Origin of the sequence: Noviherbaspirillum sp. ST9, assembly GCF_048799745.1 — a bacterium.
Classification (GTDB): Bacteria; Pseudomonadota; Gammaproteobacteria; order Burkholderiales; family Burkholderiaceae_D; genus Noviherbaspirillum.
Genome location: NZ_JBLWFR010000001.1, coordinates 628125 through 648220, shown reverse-complemented (window position 1 = coordinate 648220; position 20096 = coordinate 628125). Strand labels below are relative to the sequence as shown.

Genomic DNA, 20096 nt, shown 5'->3' with positions numbered 1-20096 from the left:
GGGAGTAGCGCTTACTTCATTTTGCACGCCGACGCATAGGCATCACCGTGATTCGCCAGCACCACGCCGAGTGTCTTGTTCGTCACCCTTCCCTGCGCATCCTGCACGATCACGCGCGTGTAGTAATTCTGCACCGGGAACTGGTTGTTGTTGAACTTGAAATCGCCGCGCACCGACTTGAAGTTCGCCGCCTTGATGGCCTTGCCGAGCGCTTCCTTGTCCTCGATCTTGCCCTTCACGCCGCGCACCGCGGAGTCCATCAGCATCGCCGCGTCGTAGCCCTGCGATGCGTACAGCGACGGCAGGCGGCCGTACTCCTTCTGGAAATCGGCGACGAAGCGCTTGTTCTGCGCGTTGTCCATGTCGTGCCCCCACTGGGACGCATTGAACATGCCCAGCATCGGCGCGCCGACTGCCTTGATGATGTCCTCGTCGGCGGAGAAGCCCGGGCCGAACAGTTGCGCATTGCGCGACAGGCCGGCGTCGACGAACTGCTTGATGAAGTTGATGCCCATGCCGCCCGGCAGGAAGATGTACACCGCGTCGGGCTTCAGCGAACGGATCTGCGCCAGTTCCGCGCCGTAGTCGAGCTGGCCGAGCTTGGTGTAGATCTCGTCGGCGACCTTGCCCTTGTAGAAGCGCTTGAAGCCGGCGAGTGCATCCTTGCCGGCCGGGTAGTTGGGGGCGACGAGGGCGACATTCTTGAAGCCTTTCTCGGTGACATGCTTGCCGACCGCCTCGTGCAGGTTGTCGTTCTGCCATGCCACGTTGAAGAAGTACGGATTGCATTGTTCACCCGCGTACTGGGACGGGCCGGCATTGGCGCTAATGTAGTGCGTCTTTGCGTTGAAGACCGACGGGCCCACCGCCAGCATCACGTTGGAAAACACGATGCCGGTCATCATGTCGACCTTGTCGCGCTTCAGGAGCTTGTCGACGAGCTGCTTGGCCGCGTCGGGATTCTGCTGGTCGTCGCCGCTGATCACCTCGACCGGGAGGCCGCCGAACTTGTTGTCCAGGTGCTTCAACGCCAGGCTGAACCCATCGCGGATATCGACGCCGAGGCCGGCGCCCGCGCCGGACAGCGTCGTTACCATGCCTACCTTCACCTTGTCCGCTGCCTGTGCTGTCAATGCGGCGGAAAGTGCCACTGCGAGGGCGGAATAACGGATAACGCTCACGAACTTCACAAATCGCCTCCTGATCGGGATAACAAAAATTGGTTTTTCTAGTAAAGTTTTTGATTCTAATCGGTTTCAACCACTTCATAGAAAACATTGCATGGATGTCACTCTGGTCATCGAGCATCTGCTGAACGGTTTGCAGTTCGGCCTGATGCTGTTCCTGCTGGCGGCAGGGCTGACGCTGGTATTCGGGATCATGGACCTGATCAACCTCGCGCACGGCTCGCTTTACATGGCGGGGGCGTACCTTGCCGCCACCTTTACCTCGATGAGCGGTTCGTTCTGGATCGGCCTCGCCAGCGCCTTGGTGGCAACTGCGGTACTGGGCGTCATTCTTGAGGTCAGCGTTATCCGCCGGCTCTACGGGCGCGACCACCTGGCGCAGGTGCTGGCGACCTTCGCGCTGATCCTGATCTTCAATGAAGGTGCGCGCATGGTGTGGGGTTCGCAGCCGCTGACGTTAAGCGCACCCGCTGCGCTGTCGAAACCCGTTGAGCTTCTCCCCGATTTCTTTTACTCGTCCTATCGCCTGTTCATCATTGGCGCCGGCATCGCTGTCGCCGCGTTGCTGTATGTCGTTGTGGTCAAGACGCGTATCGGCATGCTGGTACGCGCCGGCGCGTCGAACCGCGAAATGGCGACGGCGATGGGCGTCAACATCAAGCTGGTGTTCACCTGCCTGTTCGCTTTCGGCGCCGTCCTGTGCGCGCTGGCCGGCGCGCTGCTTGGTCCCATCCTCGCGGTGCAGGTCGGCATGGGCGAGAGCATCCTGATCCTTGCGTTCGTGGTCATCGTGATCGGCGGTATCGGATCGATCCGCGGCGCCCTGGTCGGCGCGCTGCTGGTCGGCATCGTCGATACGCTCAGCCGCACCGTGCTGCCGCTCGCATTCAAGGCGATGCTTCCAGCAGATATTGCCGCGGACCTGGGACCGGCGATCGCCGGCATGCTCACCTACGTGCTCATGGCCGCCGTCCTCTTCTTCAAACCGCAGGGCCTGTTCCCTGCACGCGGGTGAGGACGGCATGCAAAGCAGACTGCATCACCACTTTTCTCCCGCTGCCATCGCCCTGCTGCTCGCGGCACTGGCCTTTCCTTTCGCCGCCACGGCGCTTGAACAGGAGTTCTACATCGGCGTCGCCAGCAGACTGATGATCTTTGCCCTTGCGGCAACCAGCCTGAACCTCGTGCTCGGTTTCGGCGGAATGGTCAGCCTCGGGCATGCCGCCTACTTCGGCACGGGCGCCTATGCGGTCGGCATCCTGATGCAGCATGGCATCTCATCGGCATGGGTCAGCTGGCCGTTGGCCATGGCGGCCAGTGCCTTTCTTGCCGCCATTGTCGGATTGATTTCGCTACGCACGCGTGGCGTGTACTTCATCATGATCACGCTAGCGTTTGCACAGATGGTGTACTTCCTGTTCATCTCGATGCGCGCGTATGGTGGCGACGATGGCCTGTCGCTCGCAACGCGTTCGTCGGCCGGGTTCGACATGAGCTCGGACACGGCGTTCTACTACGTCGTGCTGGTGCTGCTTGCCGCCGGCATGCTGTTCGTGCACCGGCTCGTCAACTCGCGCTTCGGCCGGGTGGTGCAGGGCATCCGGGAAAACGAGACGCGCATGGAGGCCATCGGCTATCCGGTATATCGCTACAAGCTGGTGTGCTTCACCCTCGGCGGCGCACTGGCGGGACTGGCGGGCGCGCTCATCGCCAATCAGAACATGCTGGTCAGCCCCAACCTGCTGCACTGGACGCAATCCGGCATGCTGATGGTGATGGTCATCCTTGGCGGCGTGGGCTACCTGTTCGGCGGCGTGGCCGGTGCCGTGGCGATCCTCCTGCTGGAGGAAATCCTCTCTGGTTACACCATGCACTGGCAGCTCGCATTGGGCATCGTCCTGCTCGCCGTCGTGATCGTGCTGCCGAACGGCTTGCTGAGCCTGGTTCGCGCGCGCGGGAAGGATGTGCAATGACGCAGCCCATCCTTCAATTGCGCGGTCTCGTGAAGCGCTTCGGTGCGCTTGCAGCCACCGATGAGCTGGACCTGACCATCCACGCCGGCGAGATACACGCGATCATCGGACCGAATGGCGCGGGCAAGACGACACTGATTCATCAGGTATCGGGCGCCTTGCGGCCCGATTCGGGCTTGATCGTGTTTGATGGTCACGACGTGACGCGCCTGTGCATGCACAAGCGCGTGGAGCGCGGGCTTGCCCGCTCGTACCAGATCACCAATATCTTCAACGGTCTATCCGTGCGCGACAATCTTGCCCTTGCGGTCCAGGCGCGGCAGGGAAGCAGCATGCGTTTCTGGCGGCCTGCGGTTTCCGACGCGGCGTTGTTCCATGAAGCCGATGGAATTGCGCAACGCATCGGCCTTGCTGCTCGTTTAGAAGCGCTGGCAGGCAAGCTCTCCCACGGCGAACAGCGGCGGCTCGAAGTCGGCCTCGCACTCGCCACGCAGCCGAAGCTCCTTCTCCTCGACGAACCCATGGCGGGAATGGGACATGACGAATCGGACGACCTTGTTCCCTTGATCGAATCCTTGCGTCCATCGGTGAGCGTGCTGCTGATCGAACATGACATGGATGCGGTGTTCCGCGTCGCTGACCGTATCTCCGTCCTGGTCGCGGGACGGATCATCGCCACCGGCACGCCGGATGAGATTCGCGTGAATGCGGAAGTCAAACGCGGCTACCTGGGCGACGAGGTGCCGGCATGATCCTGCGCGTGGACAACATCGAAACGGCGTACGGCGCGAGCCAGGTACTGTTCGGCATCAGTATGCAGATTGAACGCGGGCAGGTGGCGACCCTGCTCGGCCGCAATGGCATGGGCAAGACGACTACCGTGCGCTCGATCATGGGCTTGAATCGCACGCATGGCGGCAGCATTCAATTTAATGGCCAGCGCATCGACGGACTTTCCGCCGACCAGGTGGCGCGTCTCGGCATCGCACTGGTGCCCGAAGGACGGCAGATTTTTCCCAACCTGACGGTCGAGGAAAACCTCGTGGCTTTTGCTGCGAACCGCTGCAAGGCGAAGCAGCCGTGGACGCTCGAACGCGTGTATGCGCTATTCCCGCGCCTGCAGGAACGGCGGCGCAACATGGGCAACCAGCTCTCCGGCGGCGAGCAGCAGATGCTGGCGATCGGACGCGCGCTGATGACGAATCCGCATTTGCTGATCCTTGACGAGGCAACCGAGGGGCTGGCGCCGCTCGTGCGTGAAGAGATCTGGCAGTGTCTTGCCCACCTGCGCGAAGTGGGGCAGACGGTGCTGGTGATCGACAAGTATGTGGAGCGGCTAATCAGGCTTGCGGATACGCATACGGTGATCGAGCGCGGGAAGGTGGTGTGGTCGGGGAGTTCGGAGGCGTTGCGTGCGGCGCCGGATGTTTGGCACAGTTATGTGGGGGTGTGAGGAATTCTGATGCCTTCGAATGCGGGTTGATTTCCGAGCGCTTCGACTATCCACTCCCCGTCATTCCCGCGAAGGCGGGAATCCATAGGAAGTCGATCAGAACAACCTCAGCATGGATTCCCGCCTTCGCGGGAATGACGGCGGGTTTGTTGCGGCAGCAGGTATTAGAAACTCCCCGCAAACTGATACCGCCCACCCGGATGCCACATTGTCGCCACCGAGGCAACCTCCCCCTTCGACAGCGTCCTGCGCTTCAACACCAGGCACGGCTCCTTCGACGTAATCTGCAGCATGTCCGCAATCTCCTGCGGCGGGCTCAATGCCTCGATGCTGTAATTCACCCCCTGCAGCGGCGCCGCCGCCATCAGGTATTCGTTCGGCGTGATCGCTGAAAAATCCTGCAGCATGTAATCCGGCGCCACGTCCGGATTGACCCATCGGTCCTCAACCTGGATCGGGATCTCATTCTCGAAATGCACGATCACCGAGTGGAACAGCGGGTGCGCAGGCTTCACATTGAAATACAACGCGAGCTGCTCGTTCGCCTTGCTGCGCTCCAGCAGGTGCAGCTCGCTGCGGTGACGGTGGCCGCGCGCGCGCACTTCCTCGGCGATGCTCTTGATCTCTACAAGTGTCGCCTGGTACTTGTGCTGGGCGACGTAGGTGCCCGATCCCTGGATGCGGCTGAGGATCTGTTCGTCGGTCAGCTCGCGCACCGCGCGGTTGACGGTCATGCGCGACACGCCGAACTGCTTCGCCAGCGCCTGTTCCGACGGGATGGCGTCGCCTTCCTTCCACTGCCCCGCCTGGATCTGTTCCAGCAAGTAATTCTTGATATGCAGGAACGCGGGAACCCGCCCCTCCTGGCCTTCTTCCGCGCTTTCCTGTGCGTCCTTCATGCTGCCCTCTCGTCAACTTTTATCGATTTTATGGCATTAATTTGTATTGTCAATTAATGTCGCTATTGCGTAAGTTGTCTATACAACCTAAACTAAATCGTCGGCCCAAAAAACGCCTTCGCTTTTCGGGCACGCAATCCCACGATTCAGACCCTTGAGGAGACACGCAATGATTCCATTCCGCAGGCAACTGCTCGCTTCCGCATGCTTCACCGCCTTCTTCGCCGCCGTTCCCGCCCACGCACAGATCAAGATCGGCTTCAATGTGCCGTTGACCGGCTTCGCGGCAGCCGACGGCAAGTCGGCACTGGAAGGTGCCAAGCTGGCCGTTGCGCAGGCTAACGACAAGGGCGGTGTTGCCGGACAGAAGCTGGAACTGGTGATTTATGACGATCAGGCGTCGCCGAAGGAAGCCGTACCGGTCGCCACCAAGCTGGTGGAAAAGGACAAGGTGGTCGGCGCGGTGTCCGGCTCCTATTCCGGCTCGACGCGCGCCGCCGCCGGCATCTTCCAGCAGGGCAAGGTGCCTTATGTCGTGTCCTATGCAATCCACCCGGACATCACGCTGACGGGCGATTACATGTTCCGCGTGTCGGCGATGGGCGAAGTGCAGGGCCGCGCCGGTTCGATGCTGGTCCAGAACCTCGGCAAGAAGAAGGTCGCCATGATCACGCTGAAGAATGACTTCGGTCAGGCGCTGGCAGCCGGCTTCAAGGAAGGCGCGCAAAAGTTCGGCCTGCAGGTCGTCAACGAATACGAGTACGGCATCCAGGACCGCCAGTTCGGCGCGCTGGTGTCGAAAGTGAAGTCCGACAACCCGGACGTCATCTACGCATCGGGTTATTACTTCACTGCGGGCCCGTTGGTCAGCCAGCTGCGCGCCGCAGGCGTGAGCGCCCCCATCATCGGCCAGGAAGGCTACGACTCCGACAAGTTCATCGAGATCGCCGGCGCTGCCGCAGAGGGCGTGTATGTCACCACCTCGCTGGATCGTGACTCCGATTCCGCCGCCACCAAGTCCTTCATCGCCGACTTCCGCAAGGCGGTGGGTTCCAACGCCGACATGGTCGCCGCCTCCGCCTACACCGCGACCTCGGTCCTGATCGAAGGCTTGAAGAAGACCAACGGCAAGGGTGGCGAGGAGCTGAAGAATGCGCTGGCAGCCGGGAACTTTGATACGCCGATCGGCAAGCTGGCGTTCAATGACCTGCATGAAGTGAAGAAGGATGTGCAGGTGCAGGTCGTCAAGGACAAGGCGTTCCGCCGTCACTCGGTGATCTCGGGTCCGATGCTGACGCCGCCGTCTAAGTCGGCGAAGTAATTTCGCACGCGGGATTGTTTGGTGAATGAACTGCCAACCGTAACCCGTCATCCCCGCGCAGGCGGGGATCCATAGTGAGTCAGCACGAGCAAACTCACTATGGGTTCCCGCCTTCGCGGGAACGACGGGGGAATTGCAGCGAAACGTCATCCGTCCATGCCCGCCCGCAAGAGTAGGGAAAACTTCACCCGACCCACCCGCATCAAGGAGTCATCATGCTCTTCCTGGAGCTCACCGCCCAAGGCCTCGTCCAGGGCAGCATCTACGCGCTCGTCGCGCTGGGGCTGACCCTCGTCTACGGCCTGCTGCGCATCCTGCACGTCGCGCACGCCGCCCTGTTCACGCTGGGCGGCTACCTCGGCGTGCTGGTCACCAACGTTACCGGCAGCCTCGCGCTCGGCTTCTTCGCCGCGATGATGGTGGCCGGCATGTCCGGCGTGGCCATGTATCGCGTCTGCTATGAACCCATCCTCAAGCAACCGCCCTTCGTCGCGCTGATCGCCTCGATCGGCCTCTACATCGCTTTCGAAGAGTTGTTCCGCATCATCTTCGGCGCCGCCGGCATGTCGTACCAGGCGCCGCCGCTGCAGGACCAGGTTGCGCTGTTCGGCGGCCTGCAGTTCAAGCAGGCGGAATTGCTGGTCATGCTCGGTACCGCCGTCATCATCGGCGTGCTCGGTTACCTGCAGAACAAGACTCGCGTCGGCGTCGCCTGCCAAGCCACCGTGTCCGATCCGCAGATGGCCGAATCCTTCGGCATCAAGCTGCGGCAGGTGCGCGACATCAACTTTTTCGTCGGCTCCGCGCTGGCCGGTTTTGCCGGCGTCTGGGTGGCGCTGCTGAACAACCTGGTGGAACCGACCATGGGTAGCGTGCCGTCTTACAAGGGTCTCGCGATCATCGTTCTCGGCGGCATGGGTTCGGTGCGCGGCACCCTGCTGGCGGCGCTGGTGCTTGGCGTGGTCGAGTCCTTCGGCACGATCTACCTGGGCAAGCTGCTCGACCGCAACGCGATCGCTTTCGCCTTCCTGATCGCGGTGCTGATGGTGCGCCCGCAAGGCCTGTTCGCACGGAGATAAGAGATCATGGAATACGAAATTTCCCTGCTTACTACGATGGCGATCAGCGTACTGTTCGCGCTGTCGCTCAACCTGATCACCGGCTTCTGCGGCCAGATCAGCCTTGGTCATGCGGCCTTCCTCGGCATCGGCGCGTACATGTCGGCACTGCTGTCGAAGGCCGGATTGCCTTTCCTCGTTACGCTGCCGCTGGGCATGCTGCTCGCCGGCATTATCGGTGTCGTCGTCGGACTGGCCAGCCTGCGGGTGCGTGCCGACTTTCTCGCCATCACCACCATGGGCGTGGGCTTCCTGTTTGTCGGCATCGTCCGCCAGCAGGACTGGCTGGGCGGCGAACTCGGCGTGTCCGCCATCCCGGATTCCGGCCTGTCCAAGACCGGCTTCATGCTGCTGACCCTTGCCTTCTGCGTGGCCACCGCCGCGCTCTGCATCTACATCCGCAAGTCGTGGATGGGCCGCGTCTTCAACGGCGTGGCGGAAGATGAAGACACGATGCGCGTGCTCGGCATCGATGTGCCGCGCTACAAGCTGGCCGCGTTCGCCATCGGCACCGCGCTGGCGGGACTGGCCGGTGGCCTGTATGCGCAGCACCTGAAGTTCATTGGTCCCGACAGCTTCGGCTTTGTCGAGTCGGTGACGGTACTGTCCATGGTCGTGGTCGGCGGCATCGGCTCCGTCGCCGGCGTTACCGTCGGCGCAGCGGTACTGAGCGCCCTGCCCGCCTGGTTCCAGTTCATTGGCGATTACAAGCTGCTGGTTTACGGCGGCCTGCTGTTCCTGATGATGCGCTTCTCGCCCGGCGGCATGGCCGCCATCGTGACGCGCGTCGTACAACGCTCCAACGGAGGCCGCGCATGATCACGCAACTGAATGCACTGCTGCGCGTCGCCAACGTCACCGTGCGCTTCGGCGGACTGACCGCGATCGACGATGTGTCCTTCGATGTCTATCCTGGCGAGCTGCTCGGCCTGATCGGCCCCAACGGGGCAGGTAAGACGACGATGCTGCGCGCCATCACTGGCGTCGTGCGCGCCTCGGAGGGCGACGTCCTGCTGGAAGGCGAAAGCCTGTCCGGCATGCCGATCCACAAGCGCATCCAGAAAGGCCTGTCGCTGTCACAGCAGCTGGTCAAGCCCTTCCGCGAGATTTCGCTGCTGGACAACGTCGCCCTCGCCGCCGGCATGGCGCGGACACGCTCGCCGCTGAAGGCGCTGATGCACGTCTCGCAAGACGAGGAAGCCGTCGTCGGCATCGACATGCTGGAACGCGTCGGCATTGCCGCGCATGCGGACCAGAAGCCGGGCATCCAGCCGCTGGGCATCCTCAAGCGTCTCGAAATGGCCCGCGCGCTGGCGCTGAAACCCAAGCTCCTGCTCCTGGACGAACCGTTGGCCGGCCTCAACTCGAAGGAAGCGAATGCGCTGGCAACGACCATCGCCGACATCAACCGTCAGGGCGTGACCATCATCCTGATCGAGCACAACCTCAGTGAAGTGATGCGCGTCTGCCAGCGTCTCGTGGTGCTGGACAACGGCCGCAAGATTGCCCAGGGCGAACCGCGCAGCGTAATGAACGATCCCGCCGTGCGTTCCGCCTATCTCGGCGGCGACACCATCGCGGACAAAGCGAAGCAACCCAACCTCGCCGTCGTCGGAGGCACGCATGCTTGAACTTCATCACCTCTCCTGCGGCTACGGCGCGTTCGAAGCAGTGAACGACTTGTCGCTCACGCTGCGGCCGGGCACGATCACCGGCCTCATCGGCGCCAACGGGGCGGGCAAATCGTCCACCCTGATGTGCGTAGCCGGCCATGTCGGGCTGAAGGCCGGCGCCATCATGTTCGACGGCAAGGACATCAGCACGCTCACACCCGACCAGCGCGTGCGCCGCGGCATCGCCATCTCGCCGGAAGGCCGGCGCCTGTTCAAGGACCTGAGCGTGGAAGACAACCTGCGCGTGGGCGGCCTGATCCAGCCGGCCAGCCGTTTCAAGCAGGACCGCGACTATGTGCTCGGCCTGTTCCCGCGCCTCGGCGAACGCCTCGACTCGCTGGCGGGCAACCTGTCCGGCGGCGAACAGCAGATGCTCGCCATCGGCCGCGCGCTGATGACGCGCCCCAAGCTGATCATGATCGATGAACTCTCCCTGGGCCTGATGCCCAAGGTCATCGATCTCTGCTACCGCGCACTTAAGCAGTTGCAGCAGGACGGCATGACCATCCTGCTCGTGGAGCAGAACACCGACCGCGTGCTCGCCTTCGCCGACGACGTCTGCGTGCTGGAATCCGGCCGCACCGTCTGGCAAGGCAAGGCGAGCGACGCCATGAACGATACCTCTTTGACCGCAGCCTACCTCGGCCTGCACTGATCGACACTGGAAGGAAGAACAATGAACACGATGACTGATGCCGCAAAACTGAACGACGATCCGCGCTGGGACGAGTCCCGCGTCATCCGCGCCCCGCGCGGCAGCGAACGCACCTGTAAGAGCTGGCTGACCGAAGCCGCCTACCGCATGATCCAGAACAACCTCGATCCGGAAGTGGCCGAGAACCCGAAGCACCTCGTCGTCTACGGCGGCATCGGCCGTGCCGCGCGCAACTGGGAATGCTTCGACAAGATCCTGGAAACCCTGAAAGACCTGAACGACGACGAAACTCTGCTGGTGCAGTCCGGCAAGCCGGTAGGCGTGTTCAAGACCAACCCCGATGCGCCGCGCGTCCTGATCGCCAACTCCAACCTGGTGCCGAAGTGGGCCAATTGGGACCACTTCAACGAACTCGACCGCAAGGGCCTGTTCATGTACGGCCAGATGACCGCCGGCAGCTGGATCTACATCGGCAGCCAAGGCATCGTGCAGGGCACCTATGAAACCTTCGGCGAAGCCGGCCGCCAGCACTACAACGGCAGCTGGGCCGGCCGCTGGATCCTGACCGCAGGGCTCGGCGGCATGGGTGGCGCGCAGCCGCTGGCCGCAACGCTGGCCGGCGCCGTCTCGCTGAACATCGAATGCCAGCAGAGCAGCATCGACTTCCGCCTGCGCACGCGCTATGTCGACAAGCAGGCCAAGGATATCGACGATGCAATCGCGCTGATCAAGCATCACTGCGAACGCAAGGAAGCCGTTTCGATCGCACTGCTCGGCAACGCCGCCGAGATCCTGCCGGAACTGGTCAAGCGCGCGAAAGCCGGCGGTATCAAACCGGACCTGGTCACCGACCAGACCTCGGCGCACGACCTTATCAACGGCTACCTGCCGATCGGCTGGACGGTCGAGCAATGGAAGGCCGCGCAGAAGGACCACAGCCGCCATGCGGAACTCACTGCCGCCGCCGCCAAGTCCTGCGCGGTGCACGTGCAGGCGATGCTGGATTTCCATGCGATGGGCATCCCGACCGTGGACTACGGCAACAACATCCGCCAGGTCGCCTTCGACACCGGCGTCAAGAATGCCTTCGACTTCCCCGGCTTCGTGCCGGCCTACATCCGTCCGCTGTTCTGCGAGGGCAAGGGCCCGTTCCGCTGGGTTGCGCTGTCGGGCGATCCGGAAGATATTTACAAGACCGACGCCAAGATCAAGGAACTGTTCCCGGAGAACAAGCACGTGCACAACTGGCTGGACATGGCGCGCGACCGCATTTCCTTCCAGGGCTTGCCGGCACGTATTTGCTGGCTGGGCCTCGGCGAGCGCCACATTGCGGGTCTGGCGTTCAATGAAATGGTGAAGAACGGCGAGCTGAAGGGTCCGATCGTGATTGGACGCGACCACCTCGATACCGGCTCCGTCTCCAGCCCGAACCGCGAAACGGAAAGCATGAAGGACGGCACCGATGCCGTGTCCGACTGGCCGCTGCTCAATGCGCTGCTGAATACCGCTGGTGGCGCGACCTGGGTGTCGCTGCATCATGGCGGCGGCGTGGGCATGGGGTATTCGCAGCATTCCGGGATGGTGATCGTTGCCGATGGTACTGACGCTGCGGCGAAGCGCCTGGCGCGCGTGCTGGTTAACGACTGCGGATCGGGCGTGATGCGCCATGCTGACGCTGGGTATGAAGCCGCGGTAGCATGCGCGAAGCGTAATGGACTGAAGCTGCCGATGATCAAGTAAGGAATCGGCATGAGTGCGGGTGTAGCAGTTTGATCCAACACCATCCTCTCCCCGTCGTTCCCGCGAAGGCGGGAACCCATAGTGAGTTTGCTCGAGTACCGGGCTTATGGGTTCCCGCCTACGCGGGAACGACGGGGGAGATGTAGCGAATAATCCAACTACAACACCCGCCCTCGAACGCATGTTGAAAAAGACAAGTACATACAGCAGAACACAGAAAGCAATCCACCTATGAACGCAACTTTCACCCTGCAGCCCGGCCAGATGACCCTGACGGACCTGCGCAAGATCTGGCGCGACGCCATCCCGCTCGCGCTGGCTCCTTCTGCCTATGAGGCGATCAACACGTCGGCCGCCACGATCCACAAGATCGTGGAACGCGGCGCGCCCGCTTACGGCATCAACACCGGCTTCGGCAAGCTGGCAAAGACGCACATCCCGAACGACCAGCTGGAAGAACTCCAGCGCAACCTGATCCTGTCGCACTCGGTGGGCAGCGGCGAGCTGATCGCCGACGAAGTCGTGCGCCTGATCCTCGCGATGAAGATCGGCAGCCTCTCGCGCGGCTTCTCCGGCATTCGCGCGTCGGTGATCGACACCATGATCGCGGCCTACAACGCGGGCGTCATGCCCTGCATCCCGAGCAAGGGCTCCGTCGGCGCGTCCGGCGACCTTGCGCCGCTGTCGCACATGACGCTCACCCTGATGGGCGAAGGCGATGCCCGAGTCGACGGCCGCATCATGCCGGCAAAGGAAGCGCTGGCTTCCGCCGGCATCGAGCCCGTCACCCTCGCCGCCAAGGAAGGCCTCGCACTGATCAACGGCACCCAGGTCTCGACCGCCCTCGCGCTGCACGGCCTGTTCCTCGCCGAACGCATGCTGGAGGCCGCAACCGTCGCCGGCGCACTCTCCGTCGACGCCGCCAAGGGCAGCGACGCGCCCTTCGATCCGCGCGTGCATGCCGTGCGCGGTCAACCGGGCCAGATCGCGGTGGCAAAGATCTACCGCCAGCTGCTGTCAGGCAGCGAAATCCGCCGCTCGCACCTGGAAAACGACGAACGCGTACAGGACCCGTATAGCCTTCGCTGCCAGCCGCAAGTCATGGGCGCCTGCCTCGACCTGATCGGCAATGCCGCACGTACCCTGCTGATCGAGGCGAATGCGGTCACCGACAACCCGCTTGTCTATGCGGAAGAAGGCGACGTCATTTCCGGCGGCAACTTCCACGCCGAGCCGGTCGCCTTCGCGGCCGACACACTGGCACTCGCCATCGCGGAAATTGGCGCGCTGTCCGAGCGCCGCATCGCGCTGCTGATCGATTCAACGCTCTCCGGTTTGCCGCCTTTCCTGGTCGCTTCCTCCGGACTCAATTCCGGTTTCATGATTGCGCATGTGACCGCTGCCGCGCTCGCATCGGAAAACAAGTCCCACGCCCACCCGGCCAGCGTCGACAGCCTGCCGACTTCGGCCAACCAGGAGGACCACGTCAGCATGGCGACCTTCGCCGGCCGCCGCCTGCACGAGATGGCGCACAACACGGCGACCATCGTCGGCATTGAGCTGCTGGCGGCCGCACAGGGCGTCGACTTCCACGGGCCGCTCAAGACCTCGCCACAACTGTCCCAGGTGCAGCAGCGCCTGCGCCAGCGCGTTGCCTTCTACGACAAGGACCGCCTGTTCGCGCCCGACATCGAAGCGGCCAAGCAGATGGTGCTGTGCGGCGACTTGAGCGCCACCTGCCAGGACCTGTTCGCGGGCCTGTACGCCGCCTAGGAGACGCCATGCACCACAAGGCAGACATGACACGCTGGCAAGGCCGCGTTGATGCCACGGAAGGCGAGCACGGCAAGCGCTGGCACCAGATCGTGAAACCGTTGGAAGACGCCACGGACGATGGCGGCGTGGCACTGATCGGCTTTGCCTGCGATGCGGGTGTCGCCCGCAACAATGGCCGCACCGGCGCCCGCCAAGGGCCTGCTGCCCTGCGCAGCGTGCTCGGCAACACGCCGGTGCATCGCTGCCGTTCGTTGGCCGATGCTGGTGATGTCGTGTGTGACGACGATCGCCTCGAAGCGGCACAGGAGGAACTGGCCGGCGTTGTCGCCAACGTGCTTGCGCGTGGCAAGCTCCCCGTCGCCATGGGCGGAGGGCATGAAATCGCTTTCGGCTCCTTCAGCGGACTTGCGCATCACCTCGCTCAACGGGAACAGGCGCCGCGCATCGGTGTGATCAACCTCGACGCGCATTTCGACCTGCGCATGGCAGAGCGCGCCAGCTCCGGCACGCCCTTCCGCCAGATAGCGGAAGACTGCCAGGCACGCGGCTGGCCCTTCCATTACTGCGTGCTCGGCATCAGCGAATTCGGCAATACGCAGGCACTGTTCGAGCGCGCCCGCGCGCTTGGCGTGCGCTGGATGCTGGACGAGGACATGCATGTGGCCGCGCTGGACAAGGTGCGGGCAACGTTGGCGGATTTCCTCGCGCAAGTTGACCATGTGTATTTCACGGTCTGCCTCGATGTCCTGCCCGCATCGGTTGCACCGGGCGTCAGCGCACCGGCTGCGCGCGGTGTCCCGCTCGACGTGGTTGAGCCGGTGATCGACATGGTGGCCGGCAGCGGGAAACTGCGCCTTGCCGATTTCGCGGAGCTGAACCCGAGCCTCGATATCGACCAGCGTACGGCACGCGTTACTGCGCGACTGCTGGCACGGATCGTCGAACGCAGCAATGCGTAAGCTGACGGCCGGCGACTACCAGGTCATGCCGTGGAAGAACGGCGGCGGGGTTACAACGCAACTCGCTGTCTTTCCATCCGGCGCTGGACTGGATACCTTCGACTGGCGCATCAGCACTGCTCAGGTTGCCAGCGAGGGACCGTTTTCGGTTTTCCCCGGGATCGACCGTTCGCTGGCCGTCATCCAGGGACACGGAATGGTGCTCACAGACGCGGACGGCGAATGTTGCAGGATGGGAGCGGGATCGGCACCGTTTGTCTTTCGCGGCGAGCAAAGGATTGATGCACAACTGAAGGACGGCCCGGTCGTCGATTTCAACGTGATGACGCAGCGATCCGTCTGCTCGCATGTGCTGGAGGTCACCGAATTGCACGGAACCCGGCATTGCACGCCCCAATCGGACCTGATGCTGGTCTATGTCGCGCAAGGGCGAGGAACTGCCTGCGGCATGCACGCCGGTGCTGGAGAAACACTCCTGGTCGACTGGCGCGAAGAATCGGCAATCGAACTATCCGCCGTGACACCGACGTTACTGTGCGTAGCGCACATTGCATTCAAGGAAAAGCGGAATGACTGAACAGCTCCAACCTTGGGACAGCCTGTGGGTCAATGTCCACCTCGCCACCATGTCCTCGGCCGGAGGCTACGGCGAAATCCGCGACGGCGCGATTGCCGTGCGCGACGGACGCATTGCGTGGCTGGGAAGGCGAAGCGACCTTCCCGCTCATCAGGCAGCGACGACACATGACGGCAAGGGCCGCTGGGTCACGCCGGGCCTGATCGATTGCCACACCCACGTTGTCTATGGCGGCAATCGCAGCGATGAGTTCGAAGCGCGCCTGAACGGCGCCAGCTACGAGGATATCGCGAGACAAGGCGGCGGCATCATGTCCACCGTCCGTGCCACCCGCGAAGCCAGCGAGGACGGCCTGCTGGAGGCCAGTCTGCCGCGCGTGCAGAACCTGCTTGCGGAAGGCGTGACGACGCTGGAAATCAAATCGGGCTACGGGCTGAACCTCGACACCGAGCGCAAGATGCTGCGCGTCGCACGCCGCATCGGCGAAACCATGCCGGTGCGCGTGCGCACGACGTTTCTGGGCGCGCATGCCCTGCCTCCCGAATATGCCGAACAGGCAGACCGCTATATCGATCTCGTGTGCGACACCATGCTTCCCGCGCTCGCGTCGGAAGGACTGGTCGATGCCGTGGATGCTTTCTGCGAAAGGATCGGTTTTTCAGCCGCGCAGACCGCGCGTGTCTTCGAAGCTGCTCGCAAGCACGGTTTGCCGGTGAAGCTGCACGCGGAGCAGTTGTCGGATCAAGGGGGAGCCGCCCTGGTTGCGCAGCATGGCGGTCTCTCGGCGGACCATCTTGAATACCTTTCGCCAGAAGGCATCGCAGCGATGTGCAAAGCGGGAACTGTTGCCGTGCTGCTGCCGGGCGCATTCTATTTCCTGCGCGAGACGAGACTCCCACCAATTGCGGGCCTGCGCGAAGCCGGTGTACCGATCGCTGTATCGACGGATTGCAATCCTGGTACTTCGCCGATGACTTCCTTGCTGCTGGCGATGAACATGGCCTGCACGCTGTTCAGGCTGACGCCGCAGGAAGCGCTGGCCGGGACGACGATCCATGCGGCGAAGGCGCTTGGCCTCGCCGACGTGGTAGGCAGTCTGGAGGTTGGGAAGGCAGCGGACTTCTCGGTGTGGGAGATTGAACGTCCAGGGGAGCTGGCGTACGCGATCGGCGGGAATCCCTGCCGGTGCGTGGTGAATGGCGGGAATGTGCGTTTTACGGGGCACTGAAGTCCCGGCTAGCAGGCGGGCACGCCAAGTCAATGTTCACATTCTCTTCCCCCGTCATTCCCGCCTTCGCGGGAATGACGGGCATGGTGAGGCGGTGAATCGACCGCCACGGCTCGCCCGCGGCAGACAGAAAACTCACCGCCCCTGAATCATCTCCCGCAACGGCTCCCACACCATCCCCGCCGAAATATCCTTCATGCAGCGATGATGCCCCAACGGGCACTCGCGCTCCCTGCAGGGCGAGCATTCAATGCCAAGAAAAATCGATTTGGCGACATCCGAAAACGGCGGCGCGTGCAGCGGATCGGTTGGACCATAAATCGCGACAATCGGGCGGTTGAGCGCGGACGCAATGTGCAGCAATCCGGAATCGTTGCTCACCATCGCACTGGCGCAGGCGATCAGCGCCACTGCTTCATCGAGCTTCGTCACGCCTGCAAGATTGTGCACGCCAGGCGCCAGGGCGGCGATTTCCTCGCACACCTCCTTGTCCTTGCCCGATCCCATCAGCACCACCTGCGCATCGCTGCGTTCGGTGCGGATTGCCTTCGCCAGTTCAGCAAAATGCGTGGTCGGCCAGCGCTTGGCGGAGCCGAACTCGGCGCCGGGAGCGAACAGCACCAGCGGACGCTTCATGCTGAGTCCGACATGCAGCGCCACTTCCGCCATGCGCTCCTCCGGCACGAACAATGACGGCCGCGGCAGCGCGGAAGGCAGCGGCACGTCACGCGCGGGGGCATTTGCCAGTGCCGCGTAGAACGACACCATGGGCCGCGGCACATCGCGATTGTCGTGATGGATCACGTTCAGCAACCCGTAGCGCATTTCCCCCTTGTACCCGACGCGCTTCGGAATCCCGGCCAGCCAGGGGATGAGGGCGAATTTCAGCGTGTTCGGCAGTACGTAGGCGTCCGCATAACCGCGCGTGCGGAGCATCGCGGCGTATTCGCGCCGCTCGCGCAGTTGCAGCGCACCGTGGCGGAACGGTGCTTCGAGCACCGTATCCACTTCCCGCATCGCTCGCCACACCGGAGCCACCCATGCAGGCGCGAGGACATCGATCGGGCGATCGGGCTGTTTGTCTTTCAGCAGGCGCAGGAGCGGCTGCGCCATGACGGCGTCGCCGATCCAGTTCGGCGAAATCACGAGCGTGCGGAGCACGCCCTGGACGGGCACGCTCATTTGCTGCGCGGCACGCGGCCCATCAGGAAGAATTCGTCGTTCGGGCGCATGGAGATGGCGTTGGCCATGCGGTTCGACAGGCCGAAGAATGCGGTAATCGCGGCGATGTCCCAGATGTCTTCGTCGTCGAAGCCATGCGTGCGCAGCTCGGCATAGTCGTCGTCATTGATTTCTTGTGAGCGCAGGCAGACCTTGACCGCGAAATCGAGCATGGCCTTCTGCCGCGGCGTGATATCAGCCTTGAGATGGTTCACCGCCACCTGGTCCGCTACCAGCGGCTGCTTGGCATAAATGCGCAGCAGCGCGCCATGTGCGACCACGCAGTACAGGCAACCGTTCTTCGCGCTGGTCGCGGTCACGATCATTTCGCGGTCGGCCTTGGTCAGGCTGCCGGTTTCCTTGAGCATGAGCGCGTCATGGTAGGCAAAGAAGGCACGAAACTCCGCCGGACGATGCGCCAGCGTGAGGAACACGTTGGGCACGAAGCCGGCCTTTTCCTGCACGGCCAGGATCATGTTCTTGATATCGTCCGGCAGCGCGTTGATCTCGGGCACGGGAAAACGGGAAATCGGTGTACTCATGCTTCTGTCTCCTTGGCGAACTGTAAGTGATACAAGTTGGCGTAGACGCCGTTCTTTTCCAGCAATTCTGCATGTGTCCCGGTTTCCACGACGCTGCCATCGGCCAGCACCACGATGCGGTCGGCGCGTTCGATGGTGGACAGCCGGTGGGCGATGACGAGCGTGGTGCGGCCCTGCATCAGTTCCTCGAGCGCGGCCTGCACCGCGCGTTCCGACTCGGTATCGAGCGCGGAGGTTGCCTCGTCGAGGATCAGGATGGGGGCATCCTTGTAGATGGCGCGTGCGATGGCGAGACGCTGGCGCTGGCCGCCGGACAGGCGGCTGCCGTTGTCGCCGATCATGGTGTTCATGCCCTCGGGCAGGCCCGCGATGACGTCCGTCAAGTGTGCCGCCTTCGCGGCAGCCTCGATGCGTGCCATGTCGGGAGTGGCGTCACCGTAAGCGATATTGGCAGCGACGGTGTCGTCGAACAGCACCACGTGCTGGCTCACCATGGCGATCTGCGCACGCAGGCTGGTGAGCGCGATGTCTTCGATCGGCTCGCCGTCGACGCGGATTGCGCCGGACGAAACCGGATAGAAACCCGGGACGAGATTCACCAGCGTGGACTTGCCGCCGCCGGACATGCCGACGAAGGCGACAGTCTCGCCGGGCTCGATGGCGAGGTTGACGCCGGTGAGCGCCGGCTGCTTTTGTTCAGGATAAGTAAAACCGACATCAACAAATTCCAGCCTGCCGCGCGCGCGTCCGGGCAGCAGTTTGCCTGTCTTGCGTTCCGGCTCCGCATCGATCAGCGCAAACACCGCATCCGCGGCCGCCATGCCCCGCTGCAGCGGACCGTTTACCTCCGCCAGGTGCTTGAGCGGCGTGAGCAGCATCAGCATGGCGGTAATGAAGGACGCGAAACTGCCGACGGTCGTCGTGCCGTTGTTGGCCTGGACCAGCGCGATCACGATGACGATCGATACCGCGAACGCCGTCATCAGTTGCGTGACCGGCACGGTCGCGGCAAAGGTTGTCGCCATGCGCATCGAGTACCCGCGCAGCGTCTCCGCGCGCTGCTTGAAGCGCTTGCGCTCGTATTCCTGTCCGCCGAAGATCTTGATGACCTGCTGCGCGCGCGTCGTCTCCTCGATGACCTGTGTCATCTCGGCATTGATGGTGAGGAAATGCGTGTTGAGCCGGCGCAGGCGCTTGCCGGTGATGCGGACCACGACAGCGATCAGCGGAATCAGTACCAGCGTGATCAGCGTAAGTGCCGGATTCAGGTAGAACAGGTAGCCGAGCAGGCCGATCACCGTCAACGTGTCGCGGATCATGGACGTGAACACGTTGCGCAGCATGTCGACGATCTGCTGCACTTCGAACATCATGGAATTGATCACGCGTCCGACCGAGGACTGCGCATAGAACCCGATCGGCACATCGAGCAGGCGCACGAAGGTCATGTACCGCAATTCGTTGAGCATGCGCGTCGTCACCCAGGCCAGCATGTAGTTGGTCATGAAGGTGGAGAATCCGCGCAGCGCGAAGATGCCGATCACGAAGGCCGGCACCAGCCAGAGGGAGAAGCTGACCTTGCCGCCGAAGCCGTTGTCCAGCAGCAGCTTCATCATCGCGGCGAGCGTCGGTTCGGTGGCGGCCGTGATCACCATGCCAAGCAAGGCCAGCAGCAAGCGCCCCTTGTACGGCACGACCATGCGGGACAGCCGTTTCAGGTGGGGGGACAGCTTCATGGGAAAACTCGTTGCATTGTGATGTCAGACCGGCAAGC

The 20096-nt window shown here is 63.0% G+C and carries 19 protein-coding genes; 14 read left to right on the top strand and 5 right to left on the bottom strand.

Translation table 11 applies throughout. The features are described from left to right. Positions 1-11: 11 nt before the first annotated feature. The gene (locus ACNOHI_RS03050; protein WP_420473152.1) at positions 12-1190 is read right to left on the bottom strand and encodes an ABC transporter substrate-binding protein; all 1179 of its coding nucleotides are present in this window, start codon (positions 1188-1190) and stop codon (positions 12-14) included. A gap of 91 nt (positions 1191-1281) precedes the next feature. Between ACNOHI_RS03050 and ACNOHI_RS03045 the strand changes: the two genes are divergently transcribed. Genes ACNOHI_RS03045 through ACNOHI_RS03030 form a run of 4 tightly spaced genes read left to right on the top strand, consistent with a single transcriptional unit; the run spans position 1282 to position 4613 of the window. Then, positions 1282-2202, top strand: coding sequence for a branched-chain amino acid ABC transporter permease (locus ACNOHI_RS03045; RefSeq protein WP_420473151.1), 921 nt, complete (start codon positions 1282-1284; stop codon positions 2200-2202). A 7-nt stretch (positions 2203-2209) separates the two neighbouring features. Beyond that, on the top strand, positions 2210-3160 hold the full coding sequence (locus ACNOHI_RS03040; protein WP_420473150.1) for a branched-chain amino acid ABC transporter permease: 951 nt from the start codon (positions 2210-2212) through the stop codon (positions 3158-3160). After that, complete coding sequence (locus ACNOHI_RS03035; protein WP_420473149.1) at positions 3157-3912, top strand: ABC transporter ATP-binding protein; 756 nt, start codon at positions 3157-3159, stop codon at positions 3910-3912. The genes ACNOHI_RS03040 and ACNOHI_RS03035 overlap by 4 nt, the downstream gene beginning before the upstream one ends. After that, a complete protein-coding gene (locus ACNOHI_RS03030) occupies positions 3909-4613 on the top strand; it encodes an ABC transporter ATP-binding protein (protein ID WP_420473148.1) in 705 nt (234 codons plus the stop codon). The genes ACNOHI_RS03035 and ACNOHI_RS03030 overlap by 4 nt, the downstream gene beginning before the upstream one ends. A gap of 164 nt (positions 4614-4777) precedes the next feature. Here ACNOHI_RS03030 and hutC read toward each other — a convergent pair whose 3' ends face one another. Next, on the bottom strand, positions 4778-5512 hold the full coding sequence (gene hutC / locus ACNOHI_RS03025) for a histidine utilization repressor (protein WP_420473147.1): 735 nt from the start codon (positions 5510-5512) through the stop codon (positions 4778-4780). 169 nt (positions 5513-5681) lie between these two features. On the opposite strand from hutC, the gene ACNOHI_RS03020 reads away from it, so the two are divergent. The 10 genes from ACNOHI_RS03020 (at position 5682) to hutI (ending at position 16559) form a co-directional block, all read left to right on the top strand. Beyond that, on the top strand, positions 5682-6833 hold the full coding sequence (locus ACNOHI_RS03020; RefSeq protein WP_420473146.1) for an ABC transporter substrate-binding protein: 1152 nt from the start codon (positions 5682-5684) through the stop codon (positions 6831-6833). Between the two features lie 215 nt (positions 6834-7048). Beyond that, the gene (locus tag ACNOHI_RS03015) at positions 7049-7912 is read left to right on the top strand and encodes a branched-chain amino acid ABC transporter permease (protein WP_420473145.1); all 864 of its coding nucleotides are present in this window, start codon (positions 7049-7051) and stop codon (positions 7910-7912) included. Positions 7913-7918: 6 nt separating this feature from the next. Next, positions 7919-8770 carry a branched-chain amino acid ABC transporter permease gene (locus ACNOHI_RS03010; RefSeq protein ID WP_420473144.1) on the top strand — a complete coding sequence of 284 codons (852 nt, stop codon included), beginning with the start codon at positions 7919-7921 and terminating at the stop codon, positions 8768-8770. Next, positions 8767-9582, top strand: a complete 816-nt coding sequence (locus ACNOHI_RS03005; protein WP_420473143.1) for an ABC transporter ATP-binding protein — start codon at positions 8767-8769, stop codon at positions 9580-9582. The genes ACNOHI_RS03010 and ACNOHI_RS03005 overlap by 4 nt, the downstream gene beginning before the upstream one ends. Then, positions 9575-10279: an ABC transporter ATP-binding protein gene (locus ACNOHI_RS03000; protein WP_420473142.1), complete on the top strand. Its 705-nt coding sequence runs from the start codon at positions 9575-9577 to the stop codon at positions 10277-10279. Before ACNOHI_RS03005 ends, ACNOHI_RS03000 begins: the two co-directional genes overlap by 8 nt. Positions 10280-10300: 21 nt before the next feature. Beyond that, complete coding sequence (hutU, locus tag ACNOHI_RS02995; protein WP_420473141.1) at positions 10301-12019, top strand: urocanate hydratase; 1719 nt, start codon at positions 10301-10303, stop codon at positions 12017-12019. 231 nt (positions 12020-12250) lie between these two features. After that, the gene (gene hutH, locus ACNOHI_RS02990) at positions 12251-13792 is read left to right on the top strand and encodes a histidine ammonia-lyase (RefSeq protein ID WP_420473140.1); all 1542 of its coding nucleotides are present in this window, start codon (positions 12251-12253) and stop codon (positions 13790-13792) included. A gap of 8 nt (positions 13793-13800) precedes the next feature. Beyond that, the gene (gene hutG / locus ACNOHI_RS02985) at positions 13801-14754 is read left to right on the top strand and encodes a formimidoylglutamase (RefSeq protein ID WP_420473139.1); all 954 of its coding nucleotides are present in this window, start codon (positions 13801-13803) and stop codon (positions 14752-14754) included. Beyond that, positions 14747-15331 carry a HutD family protein gene (locus ACNOHI_RS02980; RefSeq protein ID WP_420473138.1) on the top strand — a complete coding sequence of 195 codons (585 nt, stop codon included), beginning with the start codon at positions 14747-14749 and terminating at the stop codon, positions 15329-15331. Before hutG ends, ACNOHI_RS02980 begins: the two co-directional genes overlap by 8 nt. After that, positions 15324-16559 carry an imidazolonepropionase gene (gene hutI / locus ACNOHI_RS02975; RefSeq protein WP_420473137.1) on the top strand — a complete coding sequence of 412 codons (1236 nt, stop codon included), beginning with the start codon at positions 15324-15326 and terminating at the stop codon, positions 16557-16559. The genes ACNOHI_RS02980 and hutI overlap by 8 nt, the downstream gene beginning before the upstream one ends. Before the next feature lie 135 nt (positions 16560-16694). Here hutI and waaF read toward each other — a convergent pair whose 3' ends face one another. The 3 genes from waaF to msbA are packed head-to-tail and all read right to left on the bottom strand — an operon-like array spanning position 16695 to position 20058. Continuing rightward, on the bottom strand, positions 16695-17741 hold the full coding sequence (waaF, locus tag ACNOHI_RS02970) for a lipopolysaccharide heptosyltransferase II (protein ID WP_420473136.1): 1047 nt from the start codon (positions 17739-17741) through the stop codon (positions 16695-16697). Next, positions 17738-18322 (bottom strand): peroxidase-related enzyme, encoded by a 585-nt coding sequence (locus tag ACNOHI_RS02965; RefSeq protein WP_420473135.1) that lies wholly within the window; start codon positions 18320-18322, stop codon positions 17738-17740. The genes waaF and ACNOHI_RS02965 overlap by 4 nt, the downstream gene beginning before the upstream one ends. Beyond that, positions 18319-20058, bottom strand: coding sequence for a lipid A export permease/ATP-binding protein MsbA (msbA, locus tag ACNOHI_RS02960; protein ID WP_420473134.1), 1740 nt, complete (start codon positions 20056-20058; stop codon positions 18319-18321). The genes ACNOHI_RS02965 and msbA overlap by 4 nt, the downstream gene beginning before the upstream one ends. Positions 20059-20096: the final 38 nt, after the last annotated feature.